Origin of the sequence: Enterobacter mori LMG 25706 (genome assembly GCF_000211415.1) — a bacterium.
Lineage (GTDB): Bacteria > Pseudomonadota > Gammaproteobacteria > Enterobacterales > Enterobacteriaceae > Enterobacter > Enterobacter mori.
Genome location: NZ_GL890781.1, coordinates 86,028 through 106,349, shown reverse-complemented (window position 1 = coordinate 106,349; position 20,322 = coordinate 86,028). Strand labels below are relative to the sequence as shown.

The 20,322-nt window shown below is 57.5% G+C and carries 17 protein-coding genes and 1 pseudogene; 14 read left to right on the top strand and 4 right to left on the bottom strand.

Translation table 11 applies throughout. The features are described from left to right. Positions 1–105 precede the first annotated feature (105 nt). The 5 genes from ugpB to ugpQ all read left to right on the top strand — a co-directional run bounded on the left by ugpB (position 106) and on the right by ugpQ (position 5,070). A complete protein-coding gene (ugpB, locus tag ENTMO_RS0122440; RefSeq protein WP_010436483.1) occupies positions 106–1,422 on the top strand; it encodes a sn-glycerol-3-phosphate ABC transporter substrate-binding protein UgpB in 1,317 nt (438 codons plus the stop codon). Positions 1,423–1,525: 103 nt separating this feature from the next. Then, positions 1,526–2,413, top strand: a complete 888-nt coding sequence (gene ugpA / locus ENTMO_RS0122435; RefSeq protein ID WP_010436482.1) for a sn-glycerol-3-phosphate ABC transporter permease UgpA — start codon at positions 1,526–1,528, stop codon at positions 2,411–2,413. Then, on the top strand, positions 2,410–3,255 hold the full coding sequence (ugpE, locus tag ENTMO_RS0122430; protein WP_010436480.1) for a sn-glycerol-3-phosphate ABC transporter permease UgpE: 846 nt from the start codon (positions 2,410–2,412) through the stop codon (positions 3,253–3,255). The genes ugpA and ugpE overlap by 4 nt, the downstream gene beginning before the upstream one ends. A gap of 1 nt (position 3,256) precedes the next feature. Further along, on the top strand, positions 3,257–4,327 hold the full coding sequence (locus ENTMO_RS0122425) for a sn-glycerol-3-phosphate import ATP-binding protein UgpC (protein ID WP_010436478.1): 1,071 nt from the start codon (positions 3,257–3,259) through the stop codon (positions 4,325–4,327). Beyond that, on the top strand, positions 4,324–5,070 hold the full coding sequence (ugpQ, locus tag ENTMO_RS0122420; RefSeq protein WP_010436476.1) for a glycerophosphodiester phosphodiesterase: 747 nt from the start codon (positions 4,324–4,326) through the stop codon (positions 5,068–5,070). Before ENTMO_RS0122425 ends, ugpQ begins: the two co-directional genes overlap by 4 nt. Here the strand turns inward: ugpQ and ENTMO_RS0122415 are convergent. Continuing rightward, the gene (locus ENTMO_RS0122415) at positions 5,054–5,431 is read right to left on the bottom strand and encodes a DUF2756 family protein (RefSeq protein ID WP_010436474.1); all 378 of its coding nucleotides are present in this window, start codon (positions 5,429–5,431) and stop codon (positions 5,054–5,056) included. The genes ugpQ and ENTMO_RS0122415 overlap by 17 nt on opposite strands. A 126-nt stretch (positions 5,432–5,557) precedes the next feature. On the opposite strand from ENTMO_RS0122415, the pseudogene ggt reads away from it, so the two are divergent. Continuing rightward, positions 5,558–7,301 (top strand): annotated as a pseudogene (gene ggt / locus ENTMO_RS0122410) (gamma-glutamyltransferase). Between the two features lie 86 nt (positions 7,302–7,387). On the opposite strand, the gene yhhY reads toward ggt, so the two are convergent. Beyond that, complete coding sequence (yhhY, locus tag ENTMO_RS0122405) at positions 7,388–7,876, bottom strand: N-acetyltransferase (RefSeq protein WP_010436469.1); 489 nt, start codon at positions 7,874–7,876, stop codon at positions 7,388–7,390. Between the two features lie 220 nt (positions 7,877–8,096). Continuing rightward, positions 8,097–8,741 carry a bactofilin family protein gene (locus tag ENTMO_RS0122400; RefSeq protein WP_010436468.1) on the bottom strand — a complete coding sequence of 215 codons (645 nt, stop codon included), beginning with the start codon at positions 8,739–8,741 and terminating at the stop codon, positions 8,097–8,099. A gap of 157 nt (positions 8,742–8,898) precedes the next feature. On the opposite strand from ENTMO_RS0122400, the gene ENTMO_RS0122395 reads away from it, so the two are divergent. The 5 genes from ENTMO_RS0122395 to gntU all read left to right on the top strand — a co-directional run bounded on the left by ENTMO_RS0122395 (position 8,899) and on the right by gntU (position 13,840). Beyond that, a complete protein-coding gene (locus ENTMO_RS0122395; protein ID WP_010436466.1) occupies positions 8,899–9,936 on the top strand; it encodes an oxidoreductase in 1,038 nt (345 codons plus the stop codon). A gap of 123 nt (positions 9,937–10,059) precedes the next feature. Next, complete coding sequence (locus tag ENTMO_RS0122390) at positions 10,060–10,755, top strand: pirin family protein (RefSeq protein WP_010436464.1); 696 nt, start codon at positions 10,060–10,062, stop codon at positions 10,753–10,755. A gap of 91 nt (positions 10,756–10,846) precedes the next feature. Beyond that, entirely contained in the window at positions 10,847–11,842 is a 996-nt protein-coding gene (gntR, locus tag ENTMO_RS0122385; protein WP_010436463.1) for a gluconate operon transcriptional repressor GntR, read from the top strand. Positions 11,843–11,968: 126 nt separating this feature from the next. Next, positions 11,969–12,496: a gluconokinase gene (gene gntK / locus ENTMO_RS0122380; RefSeq protein ID WP_010436461.1), complete on the top strand. Its 528-nt coding sequence runs from the start codon at positions 11,969–11,971 to the stop codon at positions 12,494–12,496. Between the two features lie 3 nt (positions 12,497–12,499). Further along, positions 12,500–13,840: a gluconate transporter gene (gene gntU / locus ENTMO_RS0122375; protein ID WP_010436459.1), complete on the top strand. Its 1,341-nt coding sequence runs from the start codon at positions 12,500–12,502 to the stop codon at positions 13,838–13,840. Between the two features lie 186 nt (positions 13,841–14,026). On the opposite strand, the gene yhgN is transcribed toward gntU, so the two are convergent. Further along, the gene (yhgN, locus tag ENTMO_RS0122370; protein ID WP_003861574.1) at positions 14,027–14,620 is read right to left on the bottom strand and encodes an NAAT family transporter YhgN; all 594 of its coding nucleotides are present in this window, start codon (positions 14,618–14,620) and stop codon (positions 14,027–14,029) included. A gap of 177 nt (positions 14,621–14,797) precedes the next feature. Between yhgN and asd the strand changes: the two genes are divergently transcribed. The 3 genes from asd (at position 14,798) to glgX (ending at position 20,307) form a co-directional block, all read left to right on the top strand. Further along, positions 14,798–15,901: an aspartate-semialdehyde dehydrogenase gene (gene asd, locus ENTMO_RS0122365; RefSeq protein ID WP_010436455.1), complete on the top strand. Its 1,104-nt coding sequence runs from the start codon at positions 14,798–14,800 to the stop codon at positions 15,899–15,901. A 249-nt stretch (positions 15,902–16,150) separates the two neighbouring features. Then, the gene (gene glgB, locus ENTMO_RS0122360; RefSeq protein WP_010436454.1) at positions 16,151–18,337 is read left to right on the top strand and encodes a 1,4-alpha-glucan branching enzyme; all 2,187 of its coding nucleotides are present in this window, start codon (positions 16,151–16,153) and stop codon (positions 18,335–18,337) included. Next, on the top strand, positions 18,334–20,307 hold the full coding sequence (gene glgX / locus ENTMO_RS0122355; protein WP_010436452.1) for a glycogen debranching protein GlgX: 1,974 nt from the start codon (positions 18,334–18,336) through the stop codon (positions 20,305–20,307). The genes glgB and glgX overlap by 4 nt, the downstream gene beginning before the upstream one ends. Positions 20,308–20,322: the final 15 nt, after the last annotated feature.

The following is a 20,322-nucleotide window of genomic DNA, read 5'->3' as shown; positions in this document are numbered from 1 at the left end:
TATCTGTAAACAAACAGTTATTTTTCTGTAATTCGAGCATGTCATGTTACCTCGCGAGCATAAAACGCGTGATATCGCGCATCCGGCACAATAAGAGAGATGACAATGACATCGTTACGACACACAGCTTTGGGTCTGGCAATCGGTCTGGCTTTTGCGACGAACGCAATGGCTGTGACCACCATTCCGTTCTGGCATTCCATGGAAGGGGAGTTGGGTAAAGAGGTTGACTCCCTGGCGCAGCGTTTCAACGACACCCACCCGGATTACAAAATTGTGCCGGTGTACAAAGGCAACTACGAGCAGAGCCTGAGCGCGGGCATTGCCGCCTTCCGTACCGGCAATGCGCCAGCCTTGTTACAGGTTTATGAAGTGGGCACCGCCACCATGATGGCCTCTAAAGCCATCAAGCCGGTGTATGAAGTGTTCAAAGAGGCGGGTATCAATTTTGACGAATCACAGTTCGTGCCGACCGTTTCCGGTTATTACACCGATTCCAAAACCGGCCACCTGCTGTCTCAGCCGTTTAACAGCTCTACGCCGGTGCTGTACTACAACAAAGATGCCTTCAAAAAAGCCGGTTTAGACCCGGAGCAGCCGCCAAAAACCTGGCAGGATCTGGCCGAGTACACCGCGAAGCTGAAAGCGGCGGGGATGAAGTGCGGCTACGCCAGCGGCTGGCAGGGCTGGATCCAGATTGAAAACTTCAGCGCCTGGCACGGCCTGCCGGTTGCCACCAAAAACAACGGCTTCGACGGCACCGACGCGGTGCTGGAGTTCAACAAGCCGGAGCAGGTGAAGCACATCGCGCTGCTGGAAGAACTCAACAAGAAGGGCGACTTCAGCTACTTCGGGCGTAAAGACGAATCCACCGAGAAGTTCTACAACGGCGACTGCGCCATTACCACCGCATCGTCCGGCTCGCTGGCGGATATCCGTCACTACGCCAAATTTAACTACGGCGTGGGCATGATGCCGTACGACGCCGACGTGAAGGGCGCGCCGCAGAACGCCATCATCGGCGGAGCGAGCCTGTGGGTCATGCAGGGCAAAGACAACGGCACCTACAAAGGCGTGGCCGAGTTCCTCGACTTCCTGGCGAAGCCTGAAAATGCTGCCGAGTGGCACCAGAAGACCGGCTACCTGCCGATCACCAAAGCCGCGTATGACCTGACCCGCGAGCAGGGCTTCTACAGCAAGAACCCAGGGGCGGACATTGCGACGCGTCAGATGCTGAACAAGCCGCCATTGCCGTTCACCAAGGGTCTGCGTCTGGGCAACATGCCGCAGATCCGTACCATCGTGGATGAAGAGCTGGAAAGCGTGTGGACCGGGAAGAAAACGCCACAGCAGGCGCTGGATTCAGCGGTAGAGCGCGGGAATCAGCTGCTGCGCCGCTTTGAGCAGTCGACCAAATCGTAAAAAAATGCCCGGAGGCGCTTCGCTTACCGGGCCTACGATGTGCCCATATGTAGGCCGGGTAAGGCGTAGCCGCCACCCGGCATTGTTCAGGAACCAAATCTCCATGTCATCATCCCGTCCGGTGTTTCGTTCCCGCTGGCTGCCGTACCTGCTGGTCGCGCCGCAGCTGGTCATCACCGTTATTTTCTTTATCTGGCCTGCGGGCGAAGCGCTGTGGTACTCGGTACAAAGCGTCGATCCGTTCGGGCTTTCCAGCCAGTTTGTCGGGCTGGACAACTTCACCGCGCTGTTCCATGACAGCTACTACCTGGATTCCTTCTGGACGACGATCAAGTTCAGCGCCCTGGTGACCGTCAGCGGCCTTTTAGCCTCGCTGTTCTTCGCCGCGCTGGTGGACTACGTGGTGCGCGGCAGTCGTATTTATCAAACGCTGATGCTGCTGCCGTACGCCGTGGCTCCCGCCGTCGCCGCCGTATTGTGGATCTTCCTGTTTAACCCGGGGCGCGGGCTGATTACCCACTTCCTGGCCGAACTGGGCTACGACTGGAACCACGCCCAGAACAGCGGCCAGGCGATGTTCCTGGTGGTGTTTGCCTCGGTGTGGAAGCAGATCAGCTACAACTTCCTGTTCTTCTTTGCCGCGCTGCAGTCCATCCCGCGCTCGCTGGTGGAAGCGGCGGCGATTGACGGCGCAGGGCCGGTTCGCCGCTTCTTCAGGCTGTCGCTGCCGCTGATCGCCCCGGTGAGTTTTTTTCTGCTGGTGGTCAACCTCGTGTACGCCTTCTTCGACACCTTCCCGGTGATCGACGCGGCGACCGCAGGCGGACCGGTGCAGGCGACAACGACGCTGATCTACAAGATCTACCGCGAAGGCTTTGCGGGGTTGGATCTCTCCGCTTCTGCCGCGCAGTCGGTGGTGCTGATGTTCCTCGTCATCATCCTCACGGTGGTGCAGTTCCGCTATGTCGAAAGTAAGGTGCGCTACCAATGATTGAGAACCGTCGCGGGCTGACGATTTTCAGCCATACCATGCTGATTTTAGGGATTATCGTCATCCTCTTCCCGCTGTACGTGGCGTTTGTCGCCGCCACGCTGGACACCAAAGCGGTGTTCGACACGCCGATGACGCTGATCCCAAGCACTCATCTTTTCGAGAACATGAAGACCATCTGGACACAGGGCGTGGGCGCCAACAGCGCGCCGTTCTGGCTGATGATGCTCAACAGCTTCATCATGGCGTTTGGCATCACCGTCGGCAAAATTACGGTGTCGATGCTCTCGGCCTTCGCCATCGTCTGGTTTCGCTTTCCGCTGCGTAACCTCTTCTTCTGGATGATCTTCATTACCCTGATGCTGCCGGTGGAGGTGCGTATCTTCCCGACGGTGGAGGTGATCGCCAACCTGAAAATGCTCGACAGCTACGCGGGCTTGACCCTGCCGCTGATGGCCTCGGCGACCGCGACCTTCCTGTTCCGCCAGTTCTTTATGACCCTGCCGGACGAGCTGATTGAAGCGGCGCGCATCGACGGCGCGTCGCCGATGCGCTTTTTCCGCGACATCGTGCTGCCGCTGTCGAAAACCAACCTCGCGGCGCTGTTTGTGATCACCTTTATCTACGGCTGGAACCAGTACCTGTGGCCGCTGCTGATTATTCAGGACGTCAACCTCGGCACCGCCGTGGCGGGCATCAAAGGCATGATTGCCACCGGTGAAGGCACCACCCTCTGGAACCAGGTGATGGCGGCGATGCTGCTCACCCTTATCCCACCCGTAGTCATTGTTTTAGCCATGCAGCGTGCGTTTGTCCGTGGCCTGGTCGATAGCGAGAAATAAGATGGCAGGTTTAAAACTTCAGGCAGTAACCAAAAGCTGGGATGGTAAAACCCAGGTGATTCAGCCGCTGACGCTCGACGTGGCGGACGGGGAATTTATCGTGATGGTCGGCCCGTCCGGCTGCGGCAAATCCACGCTGCTGCGCATGGTGGCGGGGCTGGAGCGCGTGACGTCCGGGGATATCTGGATTGACCGCCAGCGCGTCACCGAAATGGAGCCGAAAGACAGAGGCATCGCGATGGTGTTCCAGAACTACGCCCTCTACCCGCACATGAGCGTGGAAGAGAACATGGCCTGGGGGCTGAAAATCCGCGGCATGGGCAAAGGCCATATCGACGAGCGCGTGAAAGAGGCGGCGCGCATTCTCGAGCTGGACGGCCTGCTGAAGCGCCGCCCGCGCGAGCTCTCCGGCGGCCAGCGCCAGCGCGTGGCGATGGGGCGCGCCATCGTGCGCGATCCGGCGGTATTCCTGTTCGACGAACCGCTTTCTAACCTCGACGCCAAGCTGCGCGTGCAGATGCGTCTTGAGCTGCAGCAGCTGCACCGTCGTCTGAAAACCACCTCCCTGTACGTGACCCACGATCAGGTCGAAGCCATGACCCTCGCCCAGCGCGTGATGGTGATGAACAAAGGCATCGCCGAGCAGATTGGCACCCCGGTGGAGGTGTATGAGAAACCGGCTACCCGCTTTGTGGCGAGCTTTATCGGCAGCCCGGCAATGAACCTGCTGGAAGGACGGATCAGCAGCGCGGGCACCCACTTTGAACTGGAAAGCGGGATGGCATTGCCCATCAACTGGTACTATCGTGGCTACGCCGGGCGTAAGATGACGCTCGGTATCCGCCCGGAGCATATCGCTTTAACCTCTCAGGCGGACGGCGGCGTGCCGCTGGTGATGGACACGCTGGAGATGTTGGGTGCAGATAACCTGGCGCACGGACGCTGGGGTGAGCAAAAAATAGTGGTGCGTTTAGCGCATCAGGAACGCCCGAAAGCAGGCAGCACGCTGTGGCTGCACCTGCCGGAAAATCACCTGCACTTCTTTGACGGTGAAACAGGACAACGAGTATGAGCAACTGGCCTTATCCCCACATCGTCGCCCACCGGGGCGGCGGTAAGCTGGCGCCGGAAAATACCCTGGCGGCGATTGACGTTGGCGCGCGCTACGGCCACACGATGATCGAGTTCGACGCCAGGCTGTCGAAAGACGGCGAAATTTTCCTGCTGCATGACGATAACCTCGAACGCACCAGCAACGGCTGGGGCGTGGCGGGTGAACTGCCGTGGTGCGATCTGCTGAAGGTAGATGCCGGAAGCTGGTACAGCGGCGAATTCAAAGGCGAACCGCTACCGCTGCTGGCGGAAGTGGCGGATCGCTGTCGCCAGCACGGTATGATGGCCAATATCGAAATCAAACCGACCACCGGCACCGGGCCGCTGACGGGCAAAGTCATCGCGCTGGCCGCGCGTGAGCTGTGGGAAGGGATGACGGCACCGCTGCTGTCGTCGTTTGAGATCGACGCGCTGGAAGCGGCACAGGCGGCCGTGCCGGAGCTGCCGCGTGGGCTGCTGCTGGACGAGTGGCGCGAAGACTGGCGCGAGCTGACGACACGCTTAGCGTGTGTCTCTATCCATCTCAATCACAAGCTGCTGGATGAGGCGCGGGTGAAGATGTTGAAAGCGGCGGGTCTGCATATTCTGGTGTATACCGTTAACAAACCCCAGCGTGCAGCCGAACTGCTGCGCTGGGGCGTTGACAGCATTTGTACCGATGCGATTGACCGCATCGGCCCGAACTTTAGTTCTGCGGATTAAGCATACCGCCGTTCGACTGCGGCGGCAGCATATGCTGCTGGCCGCTGTTCAGGGTTGACCCTCCGCCTAACATCCCGCCGTTTTTATTCGGCAGCGGCTGCTCGCGCACCTGACCCTGCTGGATGCGCTGGGTGTTGGCGTTCATCTGGTTTTGCAGGCTCTGCTGCTGCATCTGGGTTTGCGTTTTCAACTGTTGATTAAGCATCCCTTTCTGCTGCTGTTGCTGGCTCATCATCTCCGTTTGCATCCGCTGCTGGCTGGGAATGACGTAACCCTGCTGGTTAGGGTTGTTCATCGTATTGAGTGGCTGTGCGAGCGCGGCAAAGGGAAGCAGTGCCGTAAGAATCATCAAGCGTTTCATTGTCATCTCCTCCTTTTGAGGTTTCTCTTAAGTTTACCCCGATTTCACCATGACGATGATTTTTTAGGAGTTGTGAACCAGGCTTAAGCGGGGAGTATGGACCCTATCACCTGGAGAACAATAATGATGAAACCAACGTTTTGTGCGCTGGGTAGCGATCGCCGCGCTGATGGCAGGCGGCACATTTAGCGTGGCGGCCAACCCGCCCGCGGCGCCTCCCGTCTCCTACGGCGTGGAGGAAGACGTTTTCCATCCCGTGCGGGCGACGCATGGCATGGTGGCCTCGGTTGACGCGCTGGCAACCCAGGTGGGCGTCGATATTCTCAAACAGGGCGGTAACGCGGTGGATGCGGCGGTTGCGGTCGGGTACGCGCTGGCGGTCACGCATCCGCAGGCGGGTAACCTCGGCGGCGGCGGGTTTATGATGCTGCGTACCAAAGACGGGAAAACCACCGCCATCGACTTCCGTGAGATGGCACCGAATCAGGCCTCCCGCGATATGTTCCTTGACGAGCAGGGCAACCCTGACAGTAAGAAATCCCTGACCTCGCACCTCGCCTCTGGCACGCCAGGTACCGTTGCGGGCTTCTCGCTGGCGCTGGAAAAATACGGCACGCTGCCGCTGAACAAAGTGGTGCAGCCTGCCATCAAGCTGGCGCGCGACGGTTTTGTGGTCAATGACGCGCTCGCGGACGATCTCAAAACCTACGGCAGTGAAGTCATTCCGAATCACGAAAACAGTAAGGCCATCTTCTGGAAAGACGGCGAGCCGCTGAAGAAGGGCGATAAGCTGGTGCAGAAGAACCTGGCGACCAGCCTGGAGCGGATTGCGGAACACGGCCCGGATGCCTTCTATAAAGGCGCGATTGCTGACCAGATTGCCGATGAAATGCAAAAGAACGGTGGGCTAATCACCAAAGCGGATCTGGCGGAGTACAAAGCGGTGGAGCGCGAACCGATTAGCGGCACCTATCGCGGCTACGAGGTCTTCTCCATGCCGCCGCCGTCTTCCGGGGGCATTCACATCGTGCAGATCCTCAACATTCTGGAAAACTTCGATATGCACAAGTTTGGCTTCGGCAGCGCGGATGCCATGCAGGTGATGGCGGAAGCGGAAAAACGTGCCTACGCCGACCGCTCGGAGTACCTCGGCGACCCGGACTTCGTGAAGGTACCGTGGCAGGCGCTGACCAACAAAGCCTATGCCAAATCCCTGGCCGACCAGATCGACATCAACAAGGCGAAGCCGTCGAGCGAGATCCGCCCCGGCAAGCTGGCGCCTTATGAAAGCAACCAGACCACCCACTTCTCGGTGGTGGATAAAGACGGCAATGCGGTGGCGGGGACCTATACGCTGAATACCACCTTTGGTACCGGGATTGCGGCGGGCAACAGCGGCATTCTGCTGAACAACGAGATGGATGACTTTTCCGCCAAGCCGGGCGTGCCGAACGTTTACGGGCTGGTAGGCGGTGATGCAAACGCCGTCGGGCCGAAGAAGCGTCCGCTCTCGTCCATGTCGCCTACCATCGTGGTGAAAGACGGAAAAACCTGGCTGGTAACCGGCAGCCCGGGCGGGAGTCGAATTATTACCACCGTGCTGCAGATGGTGGTGAACAGCATCGACTTTGGGATGAACGTAGCCGAAGCGACCAACGCCCCGCGTTTCCGCCACCAGTGGCTGCCGGACGAGCTGCGCGTCGAGAAGGGCTTTAGCCCAGACACCATTAAGCTGCTTGAACAGCGCGGGCAAAAAGTGGCGGTGAAAGAGGCGATGGGCAGCACCCAGAGCATTATGGTGGGGCCGGACGGGGCGCTGTTTGGGGCATCGGATCCACGTTCGGTGGATGATTTGACGGCGGGATATTAACGTATTGCCCGGTGGCGCTGCGCTTACCGGGCCTACAACTGCACGAACGTAGGCCGGGTAAGGCGAAGCCGCCACCCGGCAAATAACTACTTCATTCTCGCCATATAATACGCATCCACATACTCGCCGTTGCGCAGGGCAAATTTCCTGCCGGTGCCTTCGATTTCAAAACCAAACTTCCGGTACAGCGCCAGTGCAGCAGGGTTATCGGCAAAAACCGTTAACTCGATACGTTCGATGCGCATCCAGTTATCGCACAGGTTGATCATCTCGCGCATGAGCGCGCTCCCCACGCCGCGCCCCTGGGCGTGCGCCGCAACGCTGATACCAAAGGTTGCTACATGGCTGCGTCGCGGGCTGGCTTCTACCTGCAGCGCCAGGTCACCGACGATGTTTTCATCGATGCAGGCGACCAGACGTTTTTGGCCAGGTTTAGGATGAAGCCGCTCTTGCCAGTGTTCAAGGGAAGGATGAGGTAGCTGTAGCGTGTCGTGATACACCCCAGGATGCATATAGTTCTGGCGTAAAGCTTCGGCATCTTTCGGTTCTGCGTGGCGTATCACTATCTCACTCATTCCTTGTTCCTCAGTCAGTTAACTCTCCCTTCCAACATCAATGACTTTAAAATTTGAGTCAACCGCTATTTTTTGCAAAAAGAAGTGGACAAGTGCGAATGAGAATGATTATTATTGCTCTGCATTCAGGAAGACCGCTACGGGAACCTGAAAGCACGACATTGCTCACATTGCTTCCAGTATTACTTTAGCCAGCGTTTCGCTGGCTTTTTTTTGCTTATTATTTGGCAAGCTCGCACGCTTCAGGAGCGTCAGCGGTGCTGTCCTTGATCAGGCCAACGACGTTGTTCTTTTCGATAGCGGCAGGCAGCATCTCCGCAATACCGGAAAACATCCCCCCTTTTTTGACGGCCAGCGCCCGGTAGGAAAGCGTTCCCGTTACCTCACCGTTTTCGCAGATTTCAATGGCATCGCTGTGGCATTCGCCAATCACGGCCCCGTCAATAATCAGCTCGCGGCAGGTGATATTTCCCTCAACCCGTCCCCCGCGCATGATTTTGATCAGACTCTGTTCAGAGGCAATATTGCCGATGAGCTCACCGTGCACATAGACGTGACCCGTCGATACGATATTGCCTTCAACGCGGACGTCGTTGGCAATCACCGTGGTGCCGTGCTTCTCGGTGGCGGTAGGTTCTTTTTCCATGACAGGAGCCGGAGGAAGGGCAGTTGGCACCTTGATTTCATTAATTTTATTCTTTTTAAACATAACATTACCCAGGTTGATAAGCAGGGGAAGAGTGAAAGCCAATAAAGAGAATGCTGCGAAGAGCCATGCGAGTTGACGGGCGGCGAAGCACCAGGCGGCAAGCGAAAGCAACCAGAAGAGAAGCGCACTGTTTAAGGCGAGATATTTCTTTTCCATAGAAATGGGCGCGACTCCATTCGCGAGCATAGATTTGACCTTCACCTTATCGTGGTTTTTAGCGGCAGGGTCAAGGCAAGTGCCGCCATTTTAGGATTCTTTTGGGCAAGTTTATCGCTATAGTGAAAACAGAAACCTGATCAAAAAGGACGGAACCATGACCCTGAACTGTGCGTTTATCGGCTTTGGTAAAAGCACCACCCGCTATCACCTACCCTATATTCTTAACCGTAAAGACAGCTGGCACGTCGCCCATATCTACAGACGCAGTGCGAAGCCGGAAGAGCAGTCTCCGCAGTATTCCCACATTCATTTCACCGGCGATCTGAACGAGGTGCTTCACGATCCGCAGGTGAATCTGATCATTGTCTGCACCCACGCCGACAGCCACTTCGACTACGCGAAGCGCGCGCTGGAAGCGGGCAAAAACGTGCTGGTGGAAAAGCCATTCACCCCGACCATCGCCGAAGCGAAGGAACTGTTTGCGCTGGCGAAGAGCAAAGGGCTGACCGTTACGCCGTATCAGAACCGCCGTTTTGACAGCTGCTTCCTGACGGCGAAAAAGGCGATTGAGAGCGGCAAGCTCGGCGACATTGTGGAAATTGAAAGCCACTTCGACTACTACCGTCCGGTCGCGGAAACCCAGCCCGGCCTGCCGCAGGACGGCTCGTTCTATGGTCTGGGCGTGCACACCATGGACCAGATCATCTCCCTGTTTGGTCGCCCGGACCACGTGGCGTACGATATCCGCAGCCTGCGCAACAAAGCCAACCCGGACGACACCTTCGAAGCGCAACTGTTCTACGGCGACCTGAAGGCCATCGTCAAAACCAGCCATCTGGTGAAAATCGACTATCCCAAGTTTATCGTTCACGGCACCAAAGGCTCGTTTATCAAGTACGGCATCGACCAGCAGGAGACCAGCCTGAAGGCTAACATCATGCCGGGCGAACCGGGCTTTGCGGCGGATGATTCCGTAGGCGTGCTGGAGTATGTGAAGGCAGATGGCACAACAGTAAAAGAAGAACTCAAGCCGGAACCAGGCGACTATGGCCGCGTTTACGATGCGCTGTATGACACGCTCACCACGGGTACGCCGAATTACGTCAAGGAATCTGACGTTCTGACCAACCTGGAAATCCTTGAACGGGCCTTTGAGCAGGCTTCTCCTGCCACGGTAACCCTCGCAAAATAAGCAAAAACGGCTCCTCTACGCTTGTTCATAATTTTTGAACAGAGGAGTCAATTTTCACCCTCTATGATCCCAGGCGGTTTGCGTCCACACTTACTCCATCGAAACGAACTGAGGGTGAAATAAATGATCTACTTACGCAAAGCAAACGAACGTGGTCACGCGAATCATGGCTGGCTGGACTCATGGCATTCATTCTCGTTTGCCGACTACTACGACCCGAATTTCATGGGCTTCTCCGCACTGCGCGTGATTAACGACGACGTGATTGATGCAGGCCAGGGTTTCGGCACCCACCCGCACAAAGACATGGAAATCCTGACTTATGTGCTCGAAGGTGCCGTGGCGCACAAAGACAGCATGGGTAACGAAGAGCAGGTTCCGGCGGGTGAGTTCCAGATTATGAGTGCGGGCACCGGGGTGCGTCACTCTGAGTACAACCCGAGCAAAACGGAAAAACTGCACCTGTATCAAATCTGGATCATTCCAGAAGAGACCGGCATCGCGCCACGCTACGAGCAGCGCCGCTTCGACGCTAAACAGGGCAAACAGCTGGTGCTGTCCCCGGATGCGCGTGAAGGTTCCCTGAAAGTGCATCAGGATATGGAGCTCTACCGCTGGGCGCTGGCAAAAGACGAACAGTCCGTGCATCAGATTGCCGCCAACCGCCGCGTCTGGATCCAGGTGGTGAAAGGTGACGTGTCCATCAACGGCACCAAAGCCACAACCGCCGATGGTCTGGCCATCTGGGATGAGCAGGCGCTCTCCGTGCATGCCGACAGCGAAAGCGAAATCCTGCTGTTTGACCTGCCGCCGGTATAAATAATTACTCAACCTTCCCTTTAAACGGGGAAGGTTGAGCTTTGTCCGTGATAAACTGAGAAAATCTCTCACTTCAAGATTTCTCAGGACGATGAAAAAGAAACGCCCCGTACTTCAGGATGTCGCCGATCGCGTCGGTGTGACCAAAATGACGGTCAGCCGTTTTTTACGTAACCCGGAACAGGTTTCCGTGGCGTTACGTGGCAAGATTGCCGCTGCCCTTGATGAACTGGGTTATATTCCCAACCGCGCACCCGATATTCTCTCCAATGCGACCAGCCGTGCGGTGGGCGTCCTGCTTCCTTCCTTGACCAACCAGGTTTTCGCCGAAGTATTACGTGGAAGCGAAAGCGTGACCGATGCCTTTGGCTATCAGACCATGCTCGCGCACTACGGGTACAAGCCGGAACTGGAAGAGGAACGTCTTGAATCGATGCTTTCCTGGAACATCGACGGCCTGATTTTAACGGAACGTACCCACACTGCCCGCACGCTCAAAATGATTGAAGTGGCCGGTATCCCGGTGGTGGAACTGATGGACAGCCAGTCGCCTTGCCTCGACATCGCCGTTGGGTTCGATAACTTTGAAGCGGCGCGTCAGATGACGGCGGCGATCATTGCGCGCGGTCATCGCCACATTGCCTATCTGGGTGCACGCCTTGATGAACGTACTATCATCAAACAGAAGGGATACGAGCAGGCGATGCTCGACGCCGGTTTAACCCCGTACAGCGTGATGGTGGAGCAATCCTCGTCCTACACCTCGGGTATTGAGCTGATGCGTCAGGCGCGACGCGAGTATCCGCAACTGGACGGTATTTTCTGTACCAACGATGACCTTGCGGTCGGCGCGGCGTTTGAGTGCCAGCGTCTGGGGCTGAAGATCCCCGACGATATGGCGATTGCCGGTTTCCACGGCCATGACATCGGCCAGGTGATGGAGCCGCGTCTGGCGAGCGTCCTGACCCCGCGTGAACGTATGGGCCGCATTGGCGCAGAACGCCTGCTGGCGCGCATTCGTGGTGAGGCAGTTACCCCTAAAATGTTAGATTTAGGTTTCACCTTGTCACCGGGTGGATCTATTTAATCCGACAAATTTGAAGTAGCTCACACTTATTCACTTCGCGCACGTTTGGATATTGCTTCTCTTTTGCCCCGGCAGGACAATGTTACCGATAACTGTTACCCGTAACAATTGACTGAGGGACACCCTTTGAGCACGACTAATCACGATCACCACGTTTACGTCCTGATGGGCGTGTCCGGTAGCGGTAAATCTGCCGTGGCGAGCGAAGTGGCGCATCAACTTCAGGCTGCGTTTCTTGATGGCGACTTCCTCCATCCGCGCAGCAACATCATGAAAATGGCCTCCGGCGAGCCGCTGAACGACGACGACCGCAAACCGTGGCTGCAGGCGCTGAACGATGCCGCCTTTGCGATGCAGCGTACTAACAAAGTCTCCCTGATCGTCTGCTCCGCGCTGAAAAAAACCTACCGCGACCTGCTGCGCGACGGTAACCCGAACCTCTCCTTCATCTATCTGAAGGGCGATTTCGAGGTGATTGAAAGCCGTCTGAAGGCGCGTAAAGGCCACTTCTTCAAAACCCAGATGCTGGTTACGCAGTTCGAAGCGCTGCAGGAGCCGGGTGCGGATGAGCAGGACGTCTTAGTGGTTGATATCGATCAGTCACTGGAAGGTGTTGTCGCCAGCACCATCGAGGTCATTAATAAAAGGCAGTAAGTTTTGAGTACATTAACGCTTGTTTTGACAGCAGTGGGTTCCGTATTACTGCTGCTGTTTCTCGTGATGAAGGCGCGTATGCATGCCTTCGTTGCTTTGATGGTGGTTTCTATTGGTGCAGGTCTCTTTTCCGGTATGCCGCTCGACAAGATCGCCGCGACGATGGAAAAAGGGATGGGTGGCACGCTGGGTTTCCTGGCGATTGTGGTCGCGCTCGGCGCGATGTTTGGCAAGATTTTGCACGAGACGGGCGCGGTCGATCAGATTGCCGTCAAGATGCTGAAATCCTTCGGCCACAGCCGCGCGCACTACGCGATTGGTCTGGCTGGCCTGATTTGCGCGCTGCCGCTATTCTTCGAAGTGGCGGTAGTGCTGCTGATTAGCGTCGCGTTCTCGATGGCACGCCATACCGGCACTAACCTCGTGAAGCTGGTCATTCCGCTGTTTGCGGGCGTGGCGGCGGCCGCGGCGTTCCTGCTGCCGGGGCCTGCGCCGATGCTGCTGGCCTCCCAGATGCACGCTGACTTTGGCTGGATGATCCTCATTGGCCTCTGCGCCGCGATCCCGGGGATGATTATCGCCGGTCCGCTGTGGGGTAACTTCATCAGCCGCTACGTTGAGCTGCACATTCCGGATGACATCACCGAGCCGCACCTGGGCGAGGGCAAAATGCCGTCCTTCGGCTTCAGCCTGTCGCTGATCCTGCTCCCGCTGGTACTGGTGGGCCTGAAAACCATCGCCGCGCGCTTTGTGCCGGTCGGTTCCAGCGCTTACGAGTGGTTTGAGTTCATCGGCCACCCGTTCACGGCCATTCTGGTGGCCTGTCTGGTGGCGATTTACGGCCTGGCAATGCGTCAGGGGATGCCGAAAGACCGCGTGATGGAGATTTGCGGTGCCGCGCTGCAGCCTGCGGGTATCATCCTGCTGGTGATCGGTGCCGGTGGCGTGTTCAAGCAGGTGCTGGTGGATTCCGGCGTGGGCCCGGCTCTGGGCGAAGCGCTGACCGGAATGGGCCTGCCGATTGCGGTCACCTGCTTCGTGCTGGCGGCGGCGGTGCGTATCATCCAGGGTTCCGCAACCGTGGCGTGCTTAACTGCGGTGGGCCTGGTGATGCCGGTGATTGAACAGCTGAACTACTCCGGTGCGCAGATGGCGGCGCTGTCTATCTGTATCGCGGGCGGTTCGATTGTGGTATCACACGTGAACGACGCAGGCTTCTGGCTGTTCGGTAAATTTACCGGCGCGACCGAAGCGCAAACCCTGAAAACCTGGACGCTGATGGAAACCATCCTCGGCACGACGGGTGCGATTGTCGGGATGATTGCGTTTACGTTGTTGAGCTAACGGGTTTTCTCCCTCTCCCTGTGGGAGAGGGAGAAAACCGGAGTGACTTGTAGGTCGGGTAAGGCAAAGCCGCCACCCGACAAACATACGGCCTCTGCGGCCTGTTGCCCTCACCCCAACCCTCTCCCACGGGGAGAGGGGGCAAACACTAAAAACGGCAATCGAAGATTGCCGTTTTGCTTTTACCTACCCCTTCATCCATGCCCGTATCCCGTCCAGGAACATTTGCGTCGCCATCATCACCAGAATCAGCCCCATCAGGCGCTCCAGGGCGTTCACCCCTTTTTCGCCCAGCAGGCGCAGGAACAGCGACGACTGCAGCAGGATGATAAACGTCCCGCCCCAGGCAATCAGCAGGGCAATCACCAGGTGGCTCATCTGATTCGGGTACTGGTGCGACAACAGCATCAGCGTCGCCAGAATCGTTGGCCCGGCAACCAGCGGGATCGCCAGCGGCACGATGAACGGCTCTTCACCCGCTGGCAAGCCGCTGCTGCTGCCTTCCGCGCTCGGGAAAATCATTTTGATGGCAATCAGGAACAGAATAATCCCGCCGGAAATGGAGACCGTTTCGGCGCGCAGGTTCAGGAACGCGAGAATTTTTTCCCCGGCAAACAGGAAGATAAACATCACCAGCAGGGCGATGAGCAGCTCGCGGATCATGATCGCCCGACGGCGCTTCGGCTCGGTGTGCTTTAACACCGACATGAAGATCGGCAGGTTTCCCAGTGGATCCATTATCAGGATCAATAAAACCGCCGCGGAAATGATTTCACTCATGTAAATTATCCCTGAAACTCTCTATGGTTATTATGATAATTAGCTGTATTTCTGATTGCCGGGCAATCATCGATTAATTTCGCTTGCGACTTTGGCAGCATTTTGTAATGTGAAGCATATCCCAGTTCAATACTGGCTTGCACAATCAGCACACACCCTCAGCAGGAAAAAAATGCTATGAAAAACGTTGGTTTTATCGGCTGGCGCGGTATGGTCGGCTCTGTACTCATGCAACGCATGGTTGAAGAGCGCGATTTCGACGCTATCCGCCCGGTCTTCTTCTCCACTTCCCAGCTCGGCCAGGCTGCTCCGTCCTTTGGTGGTACCACAGGCACGTTGCAGGATGCTTACGATCTGGAAGCGCTGAAGGCACTCGACATTATTGTGACGTGCCAGGGCGGCGATTATACCAACGAAATCTATCCAAAGCTGCGTGAAAGCGGCTGGCAGGGTTACTGGATTGACGCGGCCTCTTCGCTGCGCATGAAGGACGATGCCATCATCATTCTCGACCCGGTTAACCAGGGCGTGATCACCGACGGCCTGAACAACGGCGTGAAAACCTTTGTTGGCGGCAACTGTACCGTCAGCCTGATGCTGATGTCCCTCGGCGGCCTGTTCGCGCAGGATTTGGTGGAGTGGGTCTCAGTGGCGACCTACCAGGCCGCGTCCGGCGGTGGCGCGCGTCACATGCGCGAGCTGCTGACCCAGATGGGCCAGCTGCACCAGAGCGTCGCGACCGAGTTGGCAAACCCGGCGTCCGCGATTCTTGATATCGAGCGTAAGGTTACTCAGCTGACCCGCAGCGGCGAGCTGCCAGTGGACAACTTCGGCGTACCGCTGGCCGGTGGCCTGATCCCGTGGATCGACAAACAGCTGGATAACGGCCAGACCCGTGAAGAGTGGAAGGGCCAGGCTGAGACCAACAAAATCCTCGCGACCGCGAACACCATTCCGGTTGACGGCCTCTGCGTGCGTATCGGCGCGCTGCGCTGCCACAGCCAGGCTTTCACCCTTAAACTGAAAAAAGATGTGTCTATTCCGACCGTGGAAGAGCTGCTGGCCGCACACAACCCGTGGGCGAAAGTGGTGCCAAACGATCGCGATATCACCATGCGCGAACTGACCCCGGCAGCCGTCACCGGCACGCTGACCACGCCGGTTGGCCGTCTGCGCAAGCTGAACATGGGGCCGGAGTACCTCTCCGCGTTCACGGTCGGCGACCAGCTCCTGTGGGGGGCAGCCGAACCGCTGCGCCGCATGCTGCGCCAGCTGGCGTAATAATTTGTTAAATACCGGGGGTGATTTTCACCCCTTTTTTTTGCGTACTACATGGAGTAACACGCGGATGTCTTATTTTTTATCAGGAGTCATTTAGAGCGTTGGCTATGCTTTAAGGAAGAGTCATTTCTTACCTGAGGTTCGAACGGAGCAGAAAGGATGCACATATTTGTGCTGTCCCGTTCAGGTCACATTAAAAGTCGTCCCGGAGCGCGTAAAAAGGACGACATAAAAAACAGGATGAATACCATGTCCGATCGTGTGGATAGAGACGTGATTAATGCGCTTATTGCGGGTCATTTTGCTGACCCCTTTTCTGTGCTTGGGATGCACCGAACGGAGGCTGGACTGGAAGTTCGGGCGCTGTTGCCGGATGCCACAGAAGTTTGGGTGATTGAACCCAAAACCGGCCGCAAGGTCGGCAATCTGGAATGCCTCGATTCTCGTGGCTTCTTCTCGGGCGTGATGCCCCGTCGTAAAAACCCTTTTCGCTATCAGCTTGCCGTCATCTGGCACGGCCAGCAGAACCTGATTGACGACCCTTACAGCTTCGGCCCGCTCCTGAAAGAGATGGACGCCTGGCTGCTGTCCGAAGGGACTCACCTGCGGCCGTATGAAACGCTGGGCGCGCATGCCGATACCATGGACGGGATCACCGGCACGCGCTTTTCCGTGTGGGCACCGAATGCCCGGCGGGTTTCCGTTGTCGGGCAGTTCAACTATTGGGATGGCCGCCGTCATCCGATGCGCCTGCGCCGTGAAACCGGCATCTGGGAGCTGTTTATCCCCGGCGCGCAAAACGGTCAGCTCTATAAGTTCGAGATGATCGATGCCAACGGCAAGCTGCGCATTAAAGCTGACCCGTATGCCTTTGAAGCGCAGATGCGCCCGGATACCGCGTCGCTGATTTGTGGGCTGCCGGAGAAGGTCGTCCAGACGGAAGAACGCAAGCAGGCCAACCGCTTCGACGCGCCAATCTCCGTCTATGAGGTGCATCTCGGCTCCTGGCGTCGCCACACCGATAATAACTTCTGGCTCAGCTATCGTGAATTGGCCGATCAGCTGGTGCCGTACGCCAAATGGATGGGCTTTACTCACCTTGAGCTGCTGCCGGTTAATGAACACCCGTTCGACGGAAGCTGGGGCTACCAGCCTACCGGGTTGTATGCGCCAACGCGCCGCTTCGGCACGCGCGATGATTTCCGCTATTTCATCAATGCCGCGCATGCCGCCGGGCTGAACGTGATCCTCGACTGGGTGCCCGGCCACTTCCCGTCTGATGATTTCAGTTTGTCGGAATTTGACGGCACGAAGCTGTATGAGCACAGCGACCCGCGCGAAGGCTATCACCAGGACTGGAACACGCTGATCTATAACTACGGTCGCCGTGAAGTGACGAACTTCCTGGTAGGCAACGCGCTGTACTGGATCGAGCGTTTCGGTATTGATGCTCTGCGCGTCGATGCGGTGGCGTCGATGATCTACCGCGACTACAGCCGTAAAGAGGGGGAGTGGATCCCGAACGAGTATGGCGGCCGTGAAAATCTGGAAGCCATTGAGTTCCTGCGCAACACCAACCGCATTCTCGGCGAGCAGGTGGAAGGCGCGGTGACGATGGCGGAAGAGTCCACCGACTTCCCCGGCGTCTCTCGCCCTCCGTCAATGGGGGGCCTGGGCTTCTGGTACAAGTGGAACCTGGGCTGGATGCACGACACGCTCGACTACATGAAGCTCGACCCGGTTCACCGTCAGTATCACCACGACAAGCTCACCTTCGGGCTGCTCTACAACTACACCGAAAACTTCATGCTGCCGCTGTCGCATGATGAAGTGGTGCACGGCAAAAAATCCATTCTTGACCGCATGCCGGGCGACGCGTGGCAGAAGTTTGCCAACCTGCGCGCTTACTACGGCTGGATGTTCGCTTTCCCGGGCAAGAAACTGCTGTTTATGGGCAATGAATTCGCGCAGGGCCAAGAGTGGAACCACGATTCCAGCCTCGACTGGCACCTGCTGGAAGGCGGTGATAACTGGCACCACGGCGTACAGCGTCTGGTGCGTGACCTGAACCTGACCTATCGCCACCACAAAGCGCTGCACGAGCTGGATTTTGACCCGTACGGCTTCGAGTGGCTGGTGGTGGACGATCGTGAACGGTCGGTATTTGTCTTTGTACGCCGCGATAAAGCGGGCAATGAAATTATCGTTGCCAGCAACTTCACGCCGGTGCCGCGCGAACATTACCGCTTCGGCATTAACCAGGCGGGGAAATGGCGCGAAATACTGAACACCGATTCCATGCATTATCACGGCAGCAACGCGGGTAACGGCGGTCTGGTGCAGAGCGATGCTCTCGAAAGCCACGGGCGTCCTCATTCCCTGAGCCTGACGCTGCCGCCGCTAAGCACCATCTGGCTGGTGCGGGAGGGGGAATGACGCAGCTAACGGCAGGTAATCCCGAACCGCTCGGGGCGCGCTTTGACGGGAAGGGGGTGAACTTCACGCTCTTTTCTGCGCACGCGGAGCGGGTAGAACTCTGTGTGTTTGACGGGGAAGGTAACGAGCACCGTTACGATTTACCGTCCCGCACGGGGGATATCTGGCACGGTTACCTGTCCGGCGGGCGTCCGGGAATGCACTACGGTTTTCGCGTTCACGGCGCATGGGAGCCTTCACAGGGACACTGGTTTAACCCGGCGAAGCTGTTGATTGACCCGTGTGCGCACCGTGTGGACGGCGAGTTTAAAGACGACCCGATATTCCACGTCGGCTACGGTGAACCCGACCACCGCGACAGTGCGCCGCTCGCGCCAAAAAGCGTGGTGGTGAACGACCTCTACGACTGGGAAGACGATGCCCCGCCGCGCACGCCGTGGGGCAATACCGTCATTTACGAAGCGCATGTGAAAGGGCTGACGTATCTGCACCCGTCGATTCCCAAAGAGATGCGCGGGACCTATAAAGCGCTCGGGCATCCGACGCTAGTTGCCTACCTGAAGCACTTAGGGATCACCGCGCTGGAGCTACTGCCCGTGGCGCATTTCGCCAGCGAGCCGCGGTTACAGCGCCTTGGTCTGAGCAACTACTGGGGTTACAACCCGCTGGCAATGTTCGCCCTTGAACCCCGCTATGCCGCCCATCCTGAAAAAGCCCGGGACGAGTTCCGCGATGCGGTGAAGGCACTCCACGCGGCGGGCATTGAGGTCATTCTGGACGTGGTGCTCAACCACAGTGCCGAAAGCGATCTCGAGGGCCCGACGCTCTCGCAGCGCGGAATTGATAACCGTAGCTATTATTGGATCAGGGAAGATGGTGATTACGCCAACTGGACCGGCTGCGGTAACACGCTCAATCTCAGCCATCCGGCGGTGACGCATTATGCGTATGAGTGCCTGAAATATTGGGTGGAAACCTTCCATGTTGACGGTTTTCGTTTCGACCTGGCCCCCGTCATGGGGCGCACGCCGGCGTTCAGCCAGCAGGCACCGCTGTTTGAGGCAATCAGAAATTGCCCGGTGTTATCGCAGGTGAAGCTGATTGCCGAGCCGTGGGACATCGGTGAGGGCGGCTATCAGGTGGGAAATTTCCCGCCGCTGTTTGCCGAGTGGAACGATCACTACCGCGATGCCGTCCGCCGCTTCTGGCTGGCGCGCGATCTGTCGTTGGGGGAATTCGCAGGACGCTTTGCTGGTTCCAGCGATCTCTTTAAGCGCGACGGGAAACGTCCGTCGGCCACCATCAACCTGGTAACGGCGCACGACGGTTTCACGCTTCGCGACTGCGTTTGTTTCAATCAGAAACACAATGAGGCAAACGGTGAGGAGAATCGCGATGGGACTAACAATAACCATAGCTTTAACCATGGTATAGAAGGGTTAGGCGGAAGTCTGGACGTGATCGAGCGGCGACGCGCCGGCGTTCACGCGCTGCTCACGACGCTTTTGCTGTCGCAGGGCACGCCGATGCTGCTGGCGGGCGACGAGCATGGCCACAGCCAGCACGGCAACAACAACGCCTATTGCCAGGATAACACCTTAACCTGGCTCGACTGGGGAGAAGCAAACAGCGGGTTGACCCATTTCACCGCGGCGCTGATCCACCTTCGCCAGCAAATCCCGGCGCTTACCGCCGATAGCTGGTGGGAAGAGGGCGACGGCAACGTTCGCTGGCTGAATAAAGACGCGCAACCGCTGAGCGCGCAAGAGTGGCAACACGGCATAACCTGTGTGCAAATCCTGCTCTCGGATACGTGGCTGGTCACGCTGAACGCGACGGATGACGTCGCAGAGATTGTTTTACCTGACGGGGAGTGGCGAGCCGTTCCCCCCTTTGCCGGAGCGGATAATCCGGTTGTTATGGCTGTCTGGCACGGGCCTGCGCACGGAGTGTGCGTATTCCAAAGATGATAAAAAAGGAGTTAG

Coding starts and splice junctions, on each gene's coding strand:
- ugpB (WP_010436483.1), top strand. CDS start 106: ATGACATCGTTACGACACACAGCTTTGGGTCTGGCAATCGGTCTGGCT.
- ugpA (WP_010436482.1), top strand. CDS start 1,526: ATGTCATCATCCCGTCCGGTGTTTCGTTCCCGCTGGCTGCCGTACCTG.
- ugpE (WP_010436480.1), top strand. CDS start 2,410: ATGATTGAGAACCGTCGCGGGCTGACGATTTTCAGCCATACCATGCTG.
- ENTMO_RS0122425 (WP_010436478.1), top strand. CDS start 3,257: ATGGCAGGTTTAAAACTTCAGGCAGTAACCAAAAGCTGGGATGGTAAA.
- ugpQ (WP_010436476.1), top strand. CDS start 4,324: ATGAGCAACTGGCCTTATCCCCACATCGTCGCCCACCGGGGCGGCGGT.
- ENTMO_RS0122415 (WP_010436474.1), bottom strand. CDS start 5,431: ATGAAACGCTTGATGATTCTTACGGCACTGCTTCCCTTTGCCGCGCTC.
- yhhY (WP_010436469.1), bottom strand. CDS start 7,876: ATGAGTGAGATAGTGATACGCCACGCAGAACCGAAAGATGCCGAAGCT.
- ENTMO_RS0122400 (WP_010436468.1), bottom strand. CDS start 8,741: ATGGAAAAGAAATATCTCGCCTTAAACAGTGCGCTTCTCTTCTGGTTG.
- ENTMO_RS0122395 (WP_010436466.1), top strand. CDS start 8,899: ATGACCCTGAACTGTGCGTTTATCGGCTTTGGTAAAAGCACCACCCGC.
- ENTMO_RS0122390 (WP_010436464.1), top strand. CDS start 10,060: ATGATCTACTTACGCAAAGCAAACGAACGTGGTCACGCGAATCATGGC.
- gntR (WP_010436463.1), top strand. CDS start 10,847: ATGAAAAAGAAACGCCCCGTACTTCAGGATGTCGCCGATCGCGTCGGT.
- yhgN (WP_003861574.1), bottom strand. CDS start 14,620: ATGAGTGAAATCATTTCCGCGGCGGTTTTATTGATCCTGATAATGGAT.
- asd (WP_010436455.1), top strand. CDS start 14,798: ATGAAAAACGTTGGTTTTATCGGCTGGCGCGGTATGGTCGGCTCTGTA.
- glgB (WP_010436454.1), top strand. CDS start 16,151: ATGTCCGATCGTGTGGATAGAGACGTGATTAATGCGCTTATTGCGGGT.
- glgX (WP_010436452.1), top strand. CDS start 18,334: ATGACGCAGCTAACGGCAGGTAATCCCGAACCGCTCGGGGCGCGCTTT.